Origin of the sequence: Streptomyces sp. NPDC002790 (assembly GCF_040295505.1) — a bacterium.
In the GTDB taxonomy this organism is placed as follows: Bacteria; Actinomycetota; Actinomycetes; order Streptomycetales; family Streptomycetaceae; genus Streptomyces.
On the sequence record NZ_JBEOVM010000081.1, the window covers coordinates 12,214 to 28,716 of the forward strand.

Sequence of the window (16,503 nt, forward strand, 5' to 3'; positions counted from 1 at the left end):
GGCCGCTCCTGTGTGCATCTGTGGGTTGAAAGGTGCTGCGGTCCCACCCTATCCAGGTCCCGGGACCGCGAAGAGCCCCCGTCCAGGCACTGGACGAGGGCTCTCGCGGTGGCTTGCAGCGACGAATCAGAGATCAGTGATGGCCGTGGCCGCTGGTGATCTCCTTGTACTCCTCGGCGGTCGGCTTCGGGATCTGGTTGTTCTCCCCGTAGTAACCGCGCGAGAGCTTGCCGCGCAGCTTCTGCAGCCGCGAGACCTTGCGCTCGACACCGTTCTCGTCGACCGTCGGGCCGATCTCGGCCGGCTGGTACTGCTCGTGCGCCGTGAGCGTGTGCAGCGCCTCCTGGTCGAGCGGCTCGTGCACCTCGACGAACTCACCGTGCGGCAGGCGCTTGATGATGCCGGACTCGCGTCCGTGCAGCACCTTGTCCTTGTCGCGGCGCTGGAGGCCGAGACAGATGCGCTTGGTGATGATGAAGGCGATGACCGGTCCGACGAAGAACGCGATCCGGACGAACCAGGTGATGGCGTTGATCGACAGGTGGAAGTGCGTGGCCCAGAGGTCGTTTCCACCACCGATGAGCAGCACCATGTACCAGGTGATCCACGCGACGCCGAAGGCCGTACGCGTCGGAGCGTTGCGCGGGCGGTCCAGGATGTGGTGCTCGCGCTTGTCGCCGGTGACCCAGGACTCGATGAACGGGTAGACCGCGATCGCGACCAGGACCAGCGGGAAGACGACCACCAGTGGGATGGCCACGCCCAGGACGAGCGTATGACCCCAGAAGTCGATCTCCCAGCCAGGCATCACACGGATCAGGCCCTCGGAGAAGCCCATGTACCAGTCGGGCTGGGCACCGGTGGACACCTGGTCCGGCCGGTACGGACCGATGGCCCAGATCGGGTTGATCGTCGCGATCGCGGCGATCACCGCGATGACGCCGAAGACCAGGAAGAAGAAGCCACCCGCCTTGGCCATGTAGACCGGGAGCAGCGGCATGCCGACGACGTTCTTGTTGGTCTTTCCGGCACCCGCGAACTGCGTGTGCTTGTGGTAGAAGACCAGGATCAGGTGCGCCGCCATCAGGCCGAGCATGATGCCCGGCAACAGCAGGATGTGGATCGAGTAGAACCGTGCGACGAAGTCGCCGCCCGGGAACTCGCCACCGAAGAGGAAGAACGACATGTACGTGCCGACGATCGGCACGGACAGGATCGCGCCCTCCATGAAGCGGACACCGGTGCCGGAGAGCAGGTCGTCCGGGAGCGAGTAACCGGTGAAGCCGGTGAACATGCCCAGGACGAACAGCAGGAAGCCGAACAGCCAGTTGACCTCACGCGGCTTGCGGAACGCACCCGTGAAGAACACGCGCATCATGTGCACGAACATGCCCGCGAGGAAGATCAGCGCGGCCCAGTGGTGGATCTGACGGATCAGCAGGCCACCGCGCACATCGAAGGAGATGTGCATCGTCGAGTTGAAGGCCTCCGACATCAGCTGCCCCTGGAGCGGGACGTAGCTGCCGTCGTAGGTGACCTCGTTCATCGACGGGTGGAAGAACAGCGTCAGATACACACCCGTGAGGATGATGATGATGAAGCTGTACATGCAGATCTCGCCGAGCATGAAGGACCAGTGGTCCGGAAAGATCTTGCGCATGTTGGACTTGGCCAGGGAGTAGATCCCCAGACGTCCGTCGGCCCAGTCGGCTACACGCTCGCCGGCCGGTGCCTTCTCGCGCGCAGGCGCGTCGTTCGTGGTCGTAGTACTCATCCGCGCTCCCAGAAGGCAGGGCCGACGGGCTCAGCGAATTCGCTCTTCGCCTCGAGGTGACCCTCGGCGTTGACGCCGATGCGCAGCTGCGGCAGCGCGTGACCGGCAGGACCGAAGATCACCCGGGCGCCGTCGGAGAGGTCGAAGGTGGACTGGTGGCACGGGCACAGAGCGTGGTGCGTCTGCTGCTCGTACAGCGAGATCGGACAACCCACGTGGGTGCAGATCTTCGAGTAGGCCACGATGCCCTCGTGGGACCACTCGAGTTCCTGCTTGTCCTTGATGTTCTCCGGCTGGATCCGGACGAGCATCAGGGCGTCCTTGGCGATGTTCGTCTGGAAGTCCTCGTCGTGCTCCTCCAGGCCCTCGGGCTTGGCGAAGGTGAGCGAGCCGACCGCGATGTCCGAAGGACGCAGCGGCTCGTTCGTGTTCATGTTGACGAGGGTCAGACCCTTCTTCCACGACGTGGTGCGCAGCTTCTTCTCGGGCAGCGGCCCGAGGTCACGAAGCAGCACCACACCGGAAAGGGGCACCAGTGCCAGCGCGCCGAACAGGGTGTTGCGGATCAGCTTGCGCCGGCCGAACTGCGACTCGCGGGCACCGTCGGCGAAGTCCGACATGACCTGCGCCCGAACCTCGGGCTCGGCCTCGATCGGGTGCCGCTCGGAAGCGACCTCGACGTCGGACATCAGGGTGCGGGCCCAGTGGACCGCGCCCGCGCCGATGCAGAACAGCGCCACACCGAGAGTCGTACCCAGCGCGAAGTTCAGCGCGCTGATGTGACCCAGCGGGAAGATGTAGACGCTCGTATCGACGTCGATGGTGACGTACGAGGCGATGAAGCCGATGGTGGCCAGCATCGACACCGTGAACAGGAAGGCAACGACGCGCTCGGACCGCTTGGCGGCCCGCTCGTCGATGTCCTGGACCCGGTGCTCGTGGGGCGGCAGACCCGGGTCGGCGAAGGGCTCGTCCTTCACCGCGACCGAGCCGTGCTCCTCGGCTGCCTGCTCAGTGGGCAGGTTCTCTTCTGGAATGTCTTGGCTACTCATGACTTCTTGGCCTTTGCGGTCCGAGCGGCAACCCAGATGGCGACGGCGATCAGACCGCCAAGCCCGAAGATCCAGGCGAACAGGCCCTCACTGACCGGGCCGAGCCCGCCCAGCTTGAGTCCGCCGGGGCTTTCGGAGTTGTCACCGTTGACCGCGTCGAGGTACGCGATGATGTCCTGCTTGTTCTGCTTGGTCATCGTCGTGTCCGGGAACGACGGCATGTTCTGCGGGCCCGTCTGCATGGCCTCGAAGATGTGCTTCGGGGCGACACCCTCAAGGCTCGGTGCGAACTTGCCGTGTGTCAGTGCGCCACCCTCACCGGTGAAGTTGTGGCACTGGGCGCAGTTGGTGCGGAACAGCTCGCCACCCTTGGCGATGTCCGCTCCGTTGGCGCTGTAGTCCTTGTCGGTCGGCGTGACCGGACCGGCACCCAGCGACGCGACGTACGCCGCGAGCTGGTCGATCTCGGCCTGCGAGTAGATGACCTTCTTCTTCGGGACCTGCGCGCCAGGCTGCTGGGCCGGCATCCGGCCGGTACCGACCTGGAAGTCGACGGCGGCGGAGCCGACGCCCACGAGGCTCGGCCCGTCGGACGTGCCCTGACCGCCGGTTCCGTGGCAGCTGGCGCAGCCTACGGAGAAGAGCTTCTTGCCCTCGTCGATGGCGAGGGACTGGGAGGTTTCATCGGCCTGCGCCTTGTCCGCCGGCGCGAACGCGGCGTACAGCCCCCCGGTGGCCGCCAGCGCGAGGAGTAGGACGACGACCGCCGCCAGCGGATGGCGTCGTCGTGCGGAGAGCTTTTTCACGGATTACCCCGGTGTCAGGATCTTCTGCGTCGGTGCTGCGGAAATGTGTCGGGTACTTCGCCCGATGCTGTGATCGTCGAGCTACTTGATCAGGTAGATCGTGGCAAAGAGGCCGATCCAGACGACGTCCACGAAGTGCCAGTAATACGACACGACGATGGCGGCCGTCGCCTGATGGTGGGTGAACCTCCGGGCCGCGTACGTCCTGCCGAGGACGAACAGGAAGGCGATGAGGCCACCTGTCACGTGCATGCCGTGGAAGCCGGTGGTCAGGTAGAACACCGAGCCGTACGGGTCGGAGGAGAGCGAGAGCCCATCCTTCTTGACCAGCTCGGTGTACTCGTAGACCTGACCGCCGATGAAGATCGCACCCATGATGAAGGTGACGATGAACCACGACCGGAGCTTCTTCACGTCGCCGCGCTCAGCGGCGAACACGCCCATCTGGCACGTGAGGGAGGAGAGCACCAGGATCGTGGTGTTCGTCGCGGAGAACGGAAGATTCAGCGCATGCGCCATTTCCTTCCAGTGATCCGGTCCGGTCACCGATCGCAGGGTGAAGTACATCGCGAAGAGGGCCGCGAAGAACATCAGCTCGGAACTCAGCCAGATGATGGTTCCGACGCTGGTGAGGTTCGGTCGATTGACCGACGGGTGCGCGTGCCCGGTTTCTACTGTCGTTGCTGTCGCCACGACCGACATTATGTCGGTCGCTTATCTCGCCCTCACTCCGGGGGGTGCCGTTCGGAGTGTCTGGGTGGTGTGTCCAGCCCATATGGCCCATCGGAGCCGCGTGCGAACCGGTGTTGACGGGGTGTCGGGAGGAGTAGGCTCCGCCGCAGTTACGTTCTTGGGCTCCACCGACCGACAACGCCTCGGAGGAACGATGCAGTCGACCGCGACGGTTCTGGTCTACAGCGACGACGCCAACACGCGCGAGCAGGTGCGCCTCGCGACAGGCCGACGGCCCGCGTCCGACGCCCCCGAGGTCCAGTTCATCGAATGCGCGACACTTCCGGCCGTCCTGAAGGAGCTGGACAGGGGCGGGATCGACGTCTGCGTCCTGGACGGCGAGGCCGCTCCCGCGGGCGGGATGGGCGTGTGCCGGCAGATCAAGGACGAGATCTTCCACTGCCCGCCGGTGCTGCTCCTGATCGGCCGCCCGCAGGACGCGTGGCTGGCGACGTGGAGCCGCGCCGAGGCGGCTGTGACGCTCCCTGTGGAGCCCGTGGAGTTCGCCGCGGCGCTGGCCTCCCTGCTGCGCTCCCGGCTCGCTGTCGACGCCTGAGTCGCCCCGCACAGACCGACCGGCGCCCGCACGCACCGACTCCCGTACACCGATGGCGTACGGGAGTCGGACATCACAGCGCCGAACCTGCCGGGCGGCCTCAGACCTCGGGGCTGAGCCGTGCCTGGAGGGCCGGGTCGGGCTTGTCGGCCTTCGGAGCGAGGGCGCTGCCCGCCTTCCACTTCTTCCAGCTGACGTTCCAGTCGCCGAACCCGTTGCCGAACGGGTCCATCTCCGAGCCGTAGCTGTTGACGACCTTCACGATGTCGCCCTGGCGCACGGTGTCGTAGAACCAGGCGGCGTTGCTGGTGCTCATGCCGGTGCAGCCGTGGCTGACGTTCGCGGAGCCCTGTGAGCCGACGGACCAGGGCGCGGCGTGCACGTACTCGCCGCTCCACGTGACGCGGGTCGCGTAGTACACGGGCAGGTCGTACGAGTCCGAGGAGCCCTCGGAGATGCCGATCGTCTCGCCCCGCATCCGTACGTAGTACTCCTTGCCGAGCACCACCTTGACGCCGTTACGGGTCTCGAAGCCGGCCTTGCCGGTGGTGACCGGCATGGAGTTGATCTCCTTGCCGTTGCGGTAGACCGTCATGGAGTGCGAGGAGGCGTCGGTGACGGCCACGATGCGGTCACCCGTACTGATGGTCAGCGGCTTGGAGCCGCCGCCCCACAGCCCGTCCCGGATCTTCACGCCCGCCAGCCTGCTGCTGGCCGTGATTTTCGCCTGTGTGGGCCAGTAGCCCTTGGGCCGATAGTGGAGTTCGGTGCTGTCCACCCAGTACCAGGAGCCGTCCACGGCCGGCTTGGAGTCGACCTTCAGGGAACGCTCCACCAGCGCGCGGGACTTCTCGTCCCGGACGGGCTTGTTGAGTTCGGCGGTGAGGGGCTGTCCGACGCCGTAGGTGCCCTTCTGCGGGCCGAACGTGACCTTGAGGGCCTTCTCCTTGGCCGGGTGACCCGTGTCGAAGCCAAGGACCTTGCGGCCGGGTTCGCCGTCCTCGTCCTCGGTGCTCACCCGGACCGTGTAGTGGGTGTCCGCGGTCAGCGGGGCGGTGGTGTGCCACCTCGCGCCGTCGGCGGAGAGTTCGCCCGCGACATGGCGGCCCATGGCGTCCTGGGCGGTGACGTCGGTGATGCGGGACTCGTCGCCCTGCGCGGTGACTTCCAGCGGCTTGTCCGGGTCCGCCTTCTTGGCGCTGCCCACGGGGCCGTTGAAGGAGATCTGGCTCGCCGCGTCATACGGCTCGGCGGAGAGCGGGTGGGAGGAGTTGCCGCATGCCGCTGTGCCCGCACCGAGTGCGGCCACCAGCACGGTGCAGCCCAGAACCGTACGGATACGCGGTGAGTGGTTCATGAACTCACCGTAAGAAGGTTCCGCGCGTCCAGCGCGGCGAGTGAGCCGCACGGGGCATGTCGAAGGGCCCGGACGCTCCATCAGGAGTGTCCGGGCCCTTCGGGTACGGGAGTTCAGTCCCCGGTCAGCCGAGGCTCACTGGTTCTGGTTCTCGCCGCGGTAGTACTCGAAGACCCAGCCCCACAGGCCGAACAGCAGCAGGGGGGCCGAGAAGTACAGCAGCCACCAGCCGATCGCCACGGCCAGGAACGCGAGCGCGCCGCCGACCGCCAGCGAGAGCGGCTGCCAGGAGTGCGGGCTGAAGAAGCCCACCTCGCCGGCGTCGTCCGCGACGTCGGCCTCCTTGTTGTCCTGGGCACCGGTGTCGGCACGCCGGGCCGTGAAGGCCAGGTAGTAGCCGATCATGATGCACAGGCCGAACGCCAGGAAGAGTGCCGTCGTACCGGCCGGCTCCTTCGACCACACGCCGTAGACACCGGCCATGATCAGGACGAAGAGGCTCAGCCAGATGAACATCTTGCCTTGGACCTTCACTTGCCGGCCTCCTTAGCAAGGGCCTTGTCGCCGTGTGCGGCGTTCTCAAGCTGGTCCAGGGCGGCGATCTCCGGGTGGTGGAGGTCGAACGCCGGGGATTCCGAGCGAATGCGCGGCAGGGTGAGGAAGTTGTGCCGCGGCGGCGGGCAGGACGTCGCCCACTCGAGCGAACGGCCGTAGCCCCACGGGTCGTCGACCTCGACCTTCTTGCCGTACTTGGCCGTCTTCCAGACGTTGTAGAAGAACGGCAGGATCGACAGGCCGAGCAGGAACGAGCTGATCGTCGAGATCGTGTTCAGCGCGGTGAAGCCGTCGGCCGCGAGGTAGTCCGCGTAACGACGCGGCATGCCCTCGACGCCCAGCCAGTGCTGCACCAGGAACGTGCCGTGGAAGCCGATGAACAGCGTCCAGAAGGTGATCTTGCCGAGCCGCTCGTCGAGCATCTTGCCGGTCATCTTCGGCCACCAGAAGTGGAAGCCGGCGAACATCGCGAAGACGACGGTGCCGAACACCACGTAGTGGAAGTGCGCCACCACGAAGTACGAGTCCGAGACGTGGAAGTCCAGCGGCGGGGCCGCGAGGATGACGCCGGTCAGACCACCGAAGGTGAAGGTGATCAGGAAGCCGATCGTCCAGAGCATCGGTGTCTCGAAGGACAACGAGCCCTTCCACATCGTTCCGATCCAGTTGAAGAACTTCACGCCTGTTGGCACGGCGATCAGGAACGTCATGAAGGAGAAGAACGGAAGCAACACACCGCCGGTGACGTACATGTGGTGCGCCCACACCGTCACGGAGAGACCGGCGATCGCGATCGTCGCGCCGATGAGGCCGGAGTAGCCGAACATCGGCTTGCGCGAGAACACTGGGATCACTTCGGAAATAATCCCGAAGAATGGTAGGGCGATGATGTACACCTCTGGGTGACCGAAGAACCAGAAGAGGTGTTGCCATAGCAATGCGCCGCCATTACTGGCGTCGAATACATGCGCACCGAACTTGCGGTCCGCCTCCAGGGCGAACAGCGCGGCCGCGAGGACCGGGAAGGCCAGCAGGACCAGCACACCGGTCAGCAGCACGTTCCACACGAAGATCGGCATGCGGAACATCGTCATGCCAGGAGCGCGCATGCAGATGATCGTGGTGATGAAGTTGACCGAACCGAGGATCGTGCCGAAGCCGGAGAAGGCCAGACCCATGATCCACATGTCGGCGCCGATGCCCGGCGAGCGGACGGCGTCCGACAGCGGGCTGTAGGCGAACCAGCCGAAGTCGGCGGCGCCCTGCGGGGTGAGGAAGCCACCCACCGCGATCAGCGAGCCGAACAGGTACAGCCAGTAGGCGAACATGTTCAGTCGCGGGAACGCGACGTCGGGGGCGCCGATCTGGAGCGGCATGATCCAGTTCGCGAAGCCGGAGAACAGCGGCGTCGCGAACATCAGCAGCATGATCGTGCCGTGCATCGTGAACGCCTGGTTGAACTGCTCGTTCGACATGATCTGCGTGCCGGGGCGAGCGAGTTCGGCGCGCATGAACAGCGCCATGACGCCGCCGATGCAGAAGAACGCGAACGACGTGACCAGATACAGCGTGCCGATGGTCTTGTGGTCAGTGGTGGTGAGCCACTTGATCACCGTCGCGCCGGGGCTCTTGGGGCGGGCCGGCAGCTCGTTCTCGTACGAGTCGCTTGCTGCCGCGGCACCCTGGGGTTCGTTGAGGATGCTCACAGGTTCTTCGTCTCCCGGTCCTTCTCGTGGTCCGTCTGGGCGATGCCAGCCGGGACGTAACCGGTCTGCCCCTTCTTGGCGAGGTCCTTGAGGTGCTGCTGGTAACGCTCAGGAGAGACGACCTTCACGTTGAACAGCATCCTGGAGTGGTCGACGCCGCAGAGCTCGGCGCACTTGCCCAGGAAGGTCCCCTCCTTGTTGGGGGTCACCTCGAAGGAGTTGGTGTGGCCCGGAATGACGTCCTGCTTCATCAGGAACGGCACCACCCAGAAGGAGTGGATGACGTCACGCGAAGTCAGAACGAAGCGGACCTTCTCGCCCTTGGGGAGCCAGAGGGTCGGGCCGGGGTTGTTGGTCTGCGGGTTCCGCTCGCCAGGGGTACCGACCTCGTAGACCCCACCGGCGTTCGCCGGGAAGTCCTCCTTGAAGCGCTTCGGGATCGCCGAGAGCTCCTTGGAGGTCTTGGCGTCACCGTCGACACCCGGCACGTTCTCGACGTAGTTGAAGCCCCAGCTCCACTGGTAGCCGACCACGTTGACGGTGTGCGCGGGCTTGTCTTCGAGCTTCAGAAGCTTCGACTCGTCGCGCGCGGTGAAGTAGAAGAGGACCGACACGATGATCAGCGGAACAACCGTGTACAGCGCCTCGAGCGGCATGTTGTACCGCGTCTGAGTTGGAACCTCGATCTTGGTGCGGCTGCGCCGGTGGAAGATGACACTCCACAGGATCAGACCCCACACCAGCACGCCCGTGGCGAGCGCTGCCGCCCACGAGCCCTGCCAGAGGGAGAGGATCCTAGGGGCCTCCTCCGTCACCGGGGTGGGCATACCAAGACGAGGGAAGTCCTTGTATGTGCAACCGGTAGCGGTTACCAGGATCAGGCCCGCAGTCAGCACCTGCGGCAGCTTCCGCCGCATCGGGCGCCGCGACGAGCGGTCGGAGCCGTTGGGACTCACGTAGCGCCTTCCCGAGAGTCTCGCCCGCGCTCTTTGGTTGGCTACGGCCGCCATCTCGCTGGTCGCTCGCCGCCCTGGCACACGGGCAGGGGTTTGGATGTTTATGCGGACCAAACCCTACTGGACGCTATTTGGGGTCGCGCGGGGAGGGTGCCTAACGCGCCGCGGGTCACTCCGAAGGGTGGGATCGCGGCGCGTTTGTGGGTTTCTGACGGTGGGTCGGGGTGGGGCGCCGCGGGCGGCGGGGTGGTGGGCGCCTCGGGCGGGCAACGTGGCGGGCGCCTCGGGCGGGCGGGGTTGGGCGGGCCCGCGGGTGGCGGTCCGCCGTCGCTGGGGTTGCGCAGTTCCCCGTGCCCCTTTGGGAGGCGGGGCCCGGCCATCCCGGCGGGTGGCGATCCGGCGTGGCTGGGGTTGCGCAGTTCCCCGCGCCCCTATGGGAGGCGGGGCCCGGCCACCCCGGTGAGTGGCGATCCGGCGTGGCTGGGGTTGCGCAGTTCCCCGCGCCCCTTTGGGAGGCGGGGCCCGGCCACCCCGGTGAGTGGCGCGCCGCGGCGGAGCCGCTGATGTCACAGGCCCGCGGCTCTGAAGGGCGCCCCGTGGCGGAGTTGTTGGCGGGGGCGGGCTGGCGGCGCTTAGCGTTGCGGCGTGTCGTACTTTGATGTGGCCTCGTCCGCTCCCCTTCATCCCGTCGCCCGGCAGGCGTTGCAGGCCTCGCTTGATGAGGGGTGGGCCGATCCGTCCCGTTTGTACCGGGAAGGGCGGCGGGCTCGGCTGCTGCTCGACGCCGCGCGGGAGGCAGCCGCCGAGGCGGTGGCGTGTCGGCCCGATGAGCTCGTGTTCACGTCGTCCGGGACGCGCGCCGTGCACGACGGGATCGCGGGGGCGCTCGCCGGGCGGCGGCGCGCCGGAAAGCACCTGGTCGTGTCATCTGTCGAACATTCTTCCGTGCTCCATTCGGCCGCGGCACACGAGGCCCTCGGCGGGTCGGTGACACAGGTCGGCGTGGGGCGCGAAGGAGGCGTCTCCGCCGAGGCGTTCCGTGCCGCGCTCCGCGAGGACACCGCGCTGGCCTGCCTGCAGTCCGCCAACCACGAGGTGGGGACCGAGCAGCCGGTGGAGGAGGTGGCCTCGGCGTGCCGGGCGGCCGGGGTGCCGCTGCTCGTCGATGCCGCGCAGTCCCTGGCCTGGGGGCCGGTGCCCGGCGACTGGTCCGTGCTCGTCGGGAGCGCCCATAAGTGGGGCGGCCCGGCCGGGGTCGGCCTGCTCGCCGTACGGAAGGGGACGCGGTTCGCCCCGCAAGGGCCCGCCGACGAGCGGGAGTCGGGGCGGGCCGCCGGCTTCGAGAACATTCCGGGCATCGTGGCCGCGGCCGCGTCGCTGCGGGCCGTGCGGGCGGAGGCCGCCGAGGAGGCGGCGCGGCTCAAGGAGTTGACGGAGCGGATCCGGACCCGGGTGCCCGAGCTGGTGCCGGACGTGGAGGTCGTCGGGGATCCGGTGCGCCGGCTGCCGCACCTGGTGACGTTCTCCTGTCTGTACGTCGACGGGGAGAGCCTGCTGCACGGGCTCGACCGCGCCGGCTTCTCCGTGTCATCCGGTTCGTCGTGCACGAGCAGCACCCTGACGCCCAGCCATGTGCTGCGCGCGATGGGCGTGGTGAGCGAGGGGAACGTACGGGTGTCGCTGCCCATGGGCGTGGAGGCCGACGAGGTCGAGCGCTTCCTCGACGTGCTGCCGGGTGTCGTGGGCGAGGTACGGGAGAAGCTGGGCGCGCCGGTCGCGGGCGCGGGGGGCACGGAGGAGTCGGTGACCGTCGACGCGCTGGGCCTGACGTGCCCCCAGCCGGTGATCGAGCTGGGCCGGGCCATCACCGGCGTACGTGTGGGCGGCACCGTCACCGTCCTCGCCGACGACGAGGTGGCCGCGATCGACATCCCCGCCTGGTGCCACACGCAGGGCCACGAATACGTGGGAGTAGAACCACGTCCCGATGGGGGCGCCACATACGTAGTGCGCAAGAACGGGTAACCGAGGGGCGCGGGGAACTGCGCAAAACCCAGCCACAAAGAAGCCGCGGCCGCGCCGCTCATCGAAAGAGCAGCCACGGCCGCGGCCTGCACCGGGGCGCGCCTCAGCCCAGGTGCCCCTCCACCTCCAAAGCGGCAGCGTCCCCGTACTGCTTACGGAACCGGTCCATGAACGGCGCCCGCCGCAGCTCGTACTCCTGCGTACCGAGCGTCTCGATGACCAGCGTCGCGAGCATGCACCCGACCTGCGCCGCACGCTCGTGCGAGACGCCCCAGGCGAGGCCGGACAGGAAGCCCGCGCGGAACGCGTCGCCGACACCGGTCGGGTCGACCTTGGCCTCCTCCTCCGGGACGCCGACCTCGAGCGGTTCCTCGCCGGACTTCTCGATGCGCACACCGCGCGCGCCGAGCGTGGTGACGCGGTGGCCGACCTTGCCGAGGATCTCGGCGTCGGTCCAGCCGGTCTTGGACTCGATGAGGCCCTTCTCGTACTCGTTGGAGAAGAGGTACGTGGCGCCTTCGAGGAGCGTCCGGATCTCCTCGCCGTCCATGCGCGCGATCTGCTGCGAGAAGTCGGCGGCGAACGGGATCGACCGGCTTCGGCACTCCTCCGTGTGACGGAGCATCGCCTCCGGGTCGTCCGCGCCGATGAGGACGAGGTCGAGGCCGTCGACCCGGTCCGCGACGGTCTTCAGCTCGATGAGCCGCGCCTCGCTCATGGCCCCCGTGTAGAAGGAGCCGATCTGGTTGTGGTCGGCGTCCGTGGTGCACACGAAGCGGGCCGTCTGCAGGGTCTCGGAGATCCGGACGGACTCCGTGTCCACGCCATGGCGGTCGAGCCACGCGCGGTAGTCCTCGAAGTCCGAGCCGGCGGCGCCGACCAGGATCGGGCCCGTGCCGAGCTGCCCCATTCCGAAGGCGATGTTGGGACCGACACCTCCACGGCGTACGTCGAGGGCGTCGACGAGGAAGGAGAGGGAGACCGTGTGCAACTGGTCCGCGACGAGCTGGTCGGCGAAACGGCCGGGGAAGGTCATCAGGTGGTCGGTGGCGATGGAGCCGGTGACTGCGATTCGCACGGCGTGAGATCGCTTCCTGCGAGGGGAGGGATTGACGCTTCACGCTACCCGCTCGGAGCGCGCGGGCTGAAGTATGCAAAATGCCTGATAGCGGCTCTTTCTTCGGATGTCACCTCAGGGCTACCGTGCCGTCATGACCTACGACGTGTCAGTCATGACCGAGGACGGGCTCGCGGCGTTGCGCGGCGACTGCGTCCGGATGCTTCCGCACTGGGTGACTACGCCCGCGCCGTGGGAGGTTGAGCGGCACGGCCCCGCACCCAGGCCCGCGGGGATCCACGGGGTCGTCGTGCCCGAGTCGTCCGCGCGGCTGATCGACTCCATGGCCGGTTTCGGCGACTGACGGTTTCCGGAAGGGAACCGCACGTCCGCGCGCCCCGTCCCATCGGTGTCCCGGTGAGCAACCGGTGTCCCCGGTGAGAAGGAGCGATGCGGTGAGCGGCGAAGAGCGGACGCGGGACCGGCTCCGGCGACGGCGCACGGCGGCTGTCGTGTCGGTCGCGGCGGCCGTCCTCCTGGCCGGTGGCGGCGGCGCGTATCTGACGGCGAACGCGATGGGCGGGTCCGACGACGAGGGCCGGGGCCGGACCGGCGGCCCCGGTGCGGGCACTCCCCCGCCGCTCGCCCTGGACGGCTACTCGGACGCCTCCCCCTCTTCCGGCACGGCGCCGCCCGGCATCGCGCCCGGCGAGCCCGACCCGAACGGCACCCGTTACAAGGCGACCGGCGACCTCCCGGCGGGCCCCGGGAAGGCGCCCGCCTACCGGACCCGCGGCGAGGTGAGCGCCGCCGAGGCCGGCGCGCTCGCCGAGGCCCTCGACGTACAGGGGAAGCCGCAGCGGTCCGGTGATGCCTGGAAGGTGGGTCCTGCCAAGGACGGTTCGGGTCCCTCGTTGCAGGTGGGCCTGGAGGCGCCGGGGACCTGGACGTACTCCAGGTACGCGCCGTCCACCGGCGGCAAGTGCGCCGGCGGGACGAAGTGCGCGGATCCGACGGGCGGGGGCGGCGCCGAGGACGCGGTGAGCGAGGCCGCCGCGAAGCGGGCCGCCGCGCCGGTCCTGAAGGCCCTCGGCCAGGACGACGCCAAGCTGGATGCCGGGCAACTCATGGGCGCCACCCGCGTGGTGAACGCCGACCCTGCGGTCGGCGGGCTGCCGACGTACGGCTGGTCGACCGGGATCCAGGTCGGCTCGGACGGTCAAGTGGTGGGCGGCAGCGGCCGGTTGAAGGCTCCGGCCAAGGGCGACACGTACCCGACGGTGGGGGCGCGCGAAGCACTTGAGCGGATGAACGGGGCGGCGGCCGGGGGCCGGGTCTCCATCGGCGGGTGCGCGAGTCCGGTGCCGCTGGGCGAAGGCAAGAACGAGGACTGCGCGTCCGCGCCGCCGAAGCCGTCGACGGTCGACGTCACCGATGCGACGTTCGGGCTCGCCGCACACACCGTCGAGGGGCGGCAGGCGCTGGTGCCTTCGTGGCTGTTCGAGGTGCGGCCCACCGGGTCGGACGCCGCGTTCACGGTGACGTATCCGGCGGTGGAGCCCAAGTACCTTGCGGCGCCGCGGAGTTCGAAGCCGTTCCCCTCGGAGCCCTCCGCCCCCTCCGGGAAGGCGGGCGGCGACACCCGCGCCGTGCACGTCCAGGGCTACAGCGCCAAGGGCAGGACCCTGACCCTGCACTTCACGGGCGGCGTGTGCGCGAAGTACGCGGCGTCGGCGGAGGAGTCCGGGGGCCGGGTGAGCGTCAAGGTCACCGAGACAAAGAAGAAGGGCACCGTCTGCGTCCAGATGGCGAAGTTCTATACGTTGCCGGTGACGCTGGACGCGCCGCTGGGTGAGCGGAAGGTGGCGGCGGCGGCCGGCGGAGCCGCCGTGCCGCACGCGCAGAAGAACGCTCCCGGCGGGGTCGAGCCCGCGCCCCGCGGCTGAGCGCCCGGAGCAATGCCGAAGGGGCGGCCCCAGTGGGGCCGCCCCTTCGCGCTTTACAGCTGTACGGCTTAGCTGAACGAGTCGCCACAGGCGCAGGAGCCCGTCGCGTTCGGGTTGTCGATCGTGAAGCCCTGCTTCTCGATGGTGTCGACGAAGTCGATGGAGGCGCCGCCCAGGTACGGGGCCGACATGCGGTCGGTGACGACCTTCACGCCACCGAAGTCCTTGACGACGTCACCGTCGAGCGAGCGCTCGTCGAAGAAGAGCTGGTAGCGCAGGCCGGAGCAGCCGCCGGGCTGAACCGCCACACGCAGGGCCAGGTCGTCACGGCCTTCCTGGTCGAGCAGCGCCTTGACCTTCGATGCCGCTTCGTCGCTGAGCTGGATGCCGTCGCTGACGGTGGTGGTCTCGTCCGATACGGACATCTACATCTCTCCCGGGTTGTTCGGAGACTGCTTGCCGACCATTGCAACCGGCAAAGGCCCGGATCCATTCCGGGTTTCGCACTTCTTCTCTTCATGCTCGCACACCGCGCAAGGGCGGGGCACGGCGTGGGCCCGGCGGATTGCGTCACATCGACGACATTGCCGTCGTCAAACTGACGTGAAGCACGTATGATAGATAACGTCAAATCGACGAAAAGTCGAGCAGAGCGAAGAAAGGGTGCGTGACGTGACCACGGCCCAGTCCCCCCAGGCCCCCGTTGACCTGGACGTTTCTCCCACGCCTCTGGCGCTCCTGCTGCTCGGCCGCGAGGCCGACCCGCGCAGCGAGCGCGGTGTGGAGTGCCCCGGCGACCTGCCCTCGCCGTCCGACCCGGACCTGGTGGAGCGGGCGCGCGCGGCCAAGGAAAGGCTCGGAGACAAGGTGTTCGTGCTCGGACACCACTACCAGCGCGACGAGGTCATCCAGTTCGCCGACGTCACCGGGGACTCCTTCAAGCTGGCCCGGGACGCGGCGGCCCGGCCCGAGGCCGAGTACATCGTGTTCTGCGGTGTGCATTTCATGGCCGAGTCGGCCGACATCCTGACCGGGGACGACCAGAAGGTGGTCCTGCCGGACCTCGCCGCCGGCTGCTCCATGGCGGACATGGCGACGGCCGAGCAGGTCGCCGAGTGCTGGGACGCGCTGACCGAGGCCGGCATCGCCGACTCCGTGATCCCCGTCTCGTACATGAACTCCTCCGCGGACATCAAGGCGTTCACGGGCAAGCACGGCGGCACGATCTGTACGTCCAGCAATGCCGAGCGGGCGTTGAACTGGGCGTTCGAGCAGGGCACCCCCGGGCCGACCCAGGTCCTCTTCCTGCCCGACCAGCACCTCGGGCGGAACACCGCGGTGCGCGACCTCGGCATGTCGCTCGACGACTGCGTCGTCTACAACCCGCACAAGCCGAACGGCGGCCTGAGCGTCGAGGAGCTGCGGGCCGCGAAGATGATCCTGTGGCGCGGGCACTGCTCCGTGCACGGGCGCTTCTCGCTGGAGTCGGTGGAGGACGTGCGGGCGCGCATACCCGGCGTCAATGTCCTCGTGCACCCCGAGTGCAAGAACGAGGTCGTGGCCGCGGCGGACCACGTCGGGTCGACGGAGTACATCATCAAGGCGCTGGAAGCGGCGCCCGCCGGGTCGAAGTGGGCGATCGGCACGGAGCTGAACCTTGTACGCCGGCTCGCGAACCGGTTCGCCGCCGAGGACAAGGAGATCGTCTTCCTCGACAAGACGGTCTGCTTCTGCTCGACCATGAACCGGATCGACCTTCCGCACCTGGTCTGGACGCTGGAGTCCTTGGCGGACGGGCAGTTGGTCAACCGGATCGAGGTCGACCGCGAAACCGAACGATTCGCGAGGCTCGCCCTCGAGCGAATGCTGGCGCTGCCGTAGCCGCCTTGGGCGGGTGGGCCAATCAAGCCCCTGCGGCGATTGAGCAGCGGGGTCCGGGGCGGAGCCCCGAGACGTCAAGCCCCTCCGGCGTTGCGGCCTC

General features: G+C 68.0%; 15 protein-coding genes. 5 read left to right on the plus strand and 10 right to left on the minus strand.

Features of this window, described 5'->3' with window-relative positions; genetic code table 11:
* Positions 1-133 precede the first annotated feature (133 nt).
* The 4 genes from qcrB to ctaE all read right to left on the minus strand — a co-directional run bounded on the left by qcrB (position 134) and on the right by ctaE (position 4,334).
* Positions 134-1,774 carry a cytochrome bc1 complex cytochrome b subunit gene (gene qcrB, locus ABT004_RS27105; RefSeq protein WP_351341890.1) on the minus strand — a complete coding sequence of 547 codons (1,641 nt, stop codon included), beginning with the start codon at positions 1,772-1,774 and terminating at the stop codon, positions 134-136.
* Complete coding sequence (gene qcrA / locus ABT004_RS27110; RefSeq protein ID WP_351341892.1) at positions 1,771-2,826, minus strand: cytochrome bc1 complex Rieske iron-sulfur subunit; 1,056 nt, start codon at positions 2,824-2,826, stop codon at positions 1,771-1,773. The genes qcrB and qcrA overlap by 4 nt, the downstream gene beginning before the upstream one ends.
* Positions 2,823-3,632: a cytochrome bc1 complex diheme cytochrome c subunit gene (qcrC, locus tag ABT004_RS27115; protein ID WP_351341894.1), complete on the minus strand. Its 810-nt coding sequence runs from the start codon at positions 3,630-3,632 to the stop codon at positions 2,823-2,825. The genes qcrA and qcrC overlap by 4 nt, the downstream gene beginning before the upstream one ends.
* Positions 3,633-3,713: 81 nt before the next feature.
* Positions 3,714-4,334, minus strand: coding sequence for an aa3-type cytochrome oxidase subunit III (gene ctaE / locus ABT004_RS27120; RefSeq protein WP_326014682.1), 621 nt, complete (start codon positions 4,332-4,334; stop codon positions 3,714-3,716).
* 184 nt (positions 4,335-4,518) lie between these two features.
* Here ctaE and ABT004_RS27125 point away from each other — a divergent pair, with 184 nt between their 5' ends.
* Positions 4,519-4,920 carry a DNA-binding transcriptional response regulator gene (locus ABT004_RS27125; RefSeq protein ID WP_351341896.1) on the plus strand — a complete coding sequence of 134 codons (402 nt, stop codon included), beginning with the start codon at positions 4,519-4,521 and terminating at the stop codon, positions 4,918-4,920.
* Between the two features lie 100 nt (positions 4,921-5,020).
* Here the strand turns inward: ABT004_RS27125 and ABT004_RS27130 are convergent, their stop codons facing one another.
* From ABT004_RS27130 to ctaC, 4 genes are all read right to left on the minus strand, one after another.
* Positions 5,021-6,277: a L,D-transpeptidase gene (locus ABT004_RS27130; RefSeq protein ID WP_351341898.1), complete on the minus strand. Its 1,257-nt coding sequence runs from the start codon at positions 6,275-6,277 to the stop codon at positions 5,021-5,023.
* A 135-nt stretch (positions 6,278-6,412) separates the two neighbouring features.
* Entirely contained in the window at positions 6,413-6,811 is a 399-nt protein-coding gene (locus tag ABT004_RS27135) for a cytochrome c oxidase subunit 4 (RefSeq protein WP_351341900.1), read from the minus strand.
* Entirely contained in the window at positions 6,808-8,538 is a 1,731-nt protein-coding gene (ctaD, locus tag ABT004_RS27140; protein ID WP_351341901.1) for an aa3-type cytochrome oxidase subunit I, read from the minus strand. The genes ABT004_RS27135 and ctaD overlap by 4 nt, the downstream gene beginning before the upstream one ends.
* A complete protein-coding gene (gene ctaC, locus ABT004_RS27145; protein ID WP_326024159.1) occupies positions 8,535-9,494 on the minus strand; it encodes an aa3-type cytochrome oxidase subunit II in 960 nt (319 codons plus the stop codon). Before ctaC ends, ctaD begins: the two co-directional genes overlap by 4 nt.
* 645 nt (positions 9,495-10,139) lie before the next feature.
* Here ctaC and ABT004_RS27150 point away from each other — a divergent pair.
* Complete coding sequence (locus ABT004_RS27150) at positions 10,140-11,519, plus strand: cysteine desulfurase/sulfurtransferase TusA family protein (RefSeq protein WP_351341904.1); 1,380 nt, start codon at positions 10,140-10,142, stop codon at positions 11,517-11,519.
* Positions 11,520-11,622: 103 nt separating this feature from the next.
* Here the strand turns inward: ABT004_RS27150 and ABT004_RS27155 are convergent, their stop codons facing one another.
* A complete protein-coding gene (locus tag ABT004_RS27155; protein WP_351341906.1) occupies positions 11,623-12,597 on the minus strand; it encodes a carbohydrate kinase family protein in 975 nt (324 codons plus the stop codon).
* 133 nt (positions 12,598-12,730) lie between these two features.
* On the opposite strand from ABT004_RS27155, the gene ABT004_RS27160 reads away from it, so the two are divergent.
* The gene (locus tag ABT004_RS27160) at positions 12,731-12,940 is read left to right on the plus strand and encodes a hypothetical protein (protein WP_351341908.1); all 210 of its coding nucleotides are present in this window, start codon (positions 12,731-12,733) and stop codon (positions 12,938-12,940) included.
* Positions 12,941-13,031: 91 nt separating this feature from the next.
* Complete coding sequence (locus tag ABT004_RS27165; protein ID WP_351341910.1) at positions 13,032-14,522, plus strand: hypothetical protein; 1,491 nt, start codon at positions 13,032-13,034, stop codon at positions 14,520-14,522.
* Positions 14,523-14,590: 68 nt separating this feature from the next.
* On the opposite strand, the gene ABT004_RS27170 is transcribed toward ABT004_RS27165, so the two are convergent.
* Entirely contained in the window at positions 14,591-14,947 is a 357-nt protein-coding gene (locus tag ABT004_RS27170) for a HesB/IscA family protein (protein ID WP_351341912.1), read from the minus strand.
* 238 nt (positions 14,948-15,185) lie between these two features.
* Here ABT004_RS27170 and nadA point away from each other — a divergent pair, with 238 nt between their 5' ends.
* Positions 15,186-16,403 (plus strand): quinolinate synthase NadA, encoded by a 1,218-nt coding sequence (gene nadA, locus ABT004_RS27175; RefSeq protein ID WP_351341914.1) that lies wholly within the window; start codon positions 15,186-15,188, stop codon positions 16,401-16,403.
* Positions 16,404-16,503: the final 100 nt, after the last annotated feature.

Coding starts and splice junctions, on each gene's coding strand:
- qcrA (WP_351341892.1), bottom strand. CDS start 2,826: ATGAGTAGCCAAGACATTCCAGAAGAGAACCTGCCCACTGAGCAGGCA.
- ABT004_RS27160 (WP_351341908.1), top strand. CDS start 12,731: ATGACCTACGACGTGTCAGTCATGACCGAGGACGGGCTCGCGGCGTTG.
- qcrB (WP_351341890.1), bottom strand. CDS start 1,774: ATGAGTACTACGACCACGAACGACGCGCCTGCGCGCGAGAAGGCACCG.
- ABT004_RS27130 (WP_351341898.1), bottom strand. CDS start 6,277: ATGAACCACTCACCGCGTATCCGTACGGTTCTGGGCTGCACCGTGCTG.
- ABT004_RS27125 (WP_351341896.1), top strand. CDS start 4,519: ATGCAGTCGACCGCGACGGTTCTGGTCTACAGCGACGACGCCAACACG.
- ctaE (WP_326014682.1), bottom strand. CDS start 4,334: ATGTCGGTCGTGGCGACAGCAACGACAGTAGAAACCGGGCACGCGCAC.
- ABT004_RS27170 (WP_351341912.1), bottom strand. CDS start 14,947: ATGTCCGTATCGGACGAGACCACCACCGTCAGCGACGGCATCCAGCTC.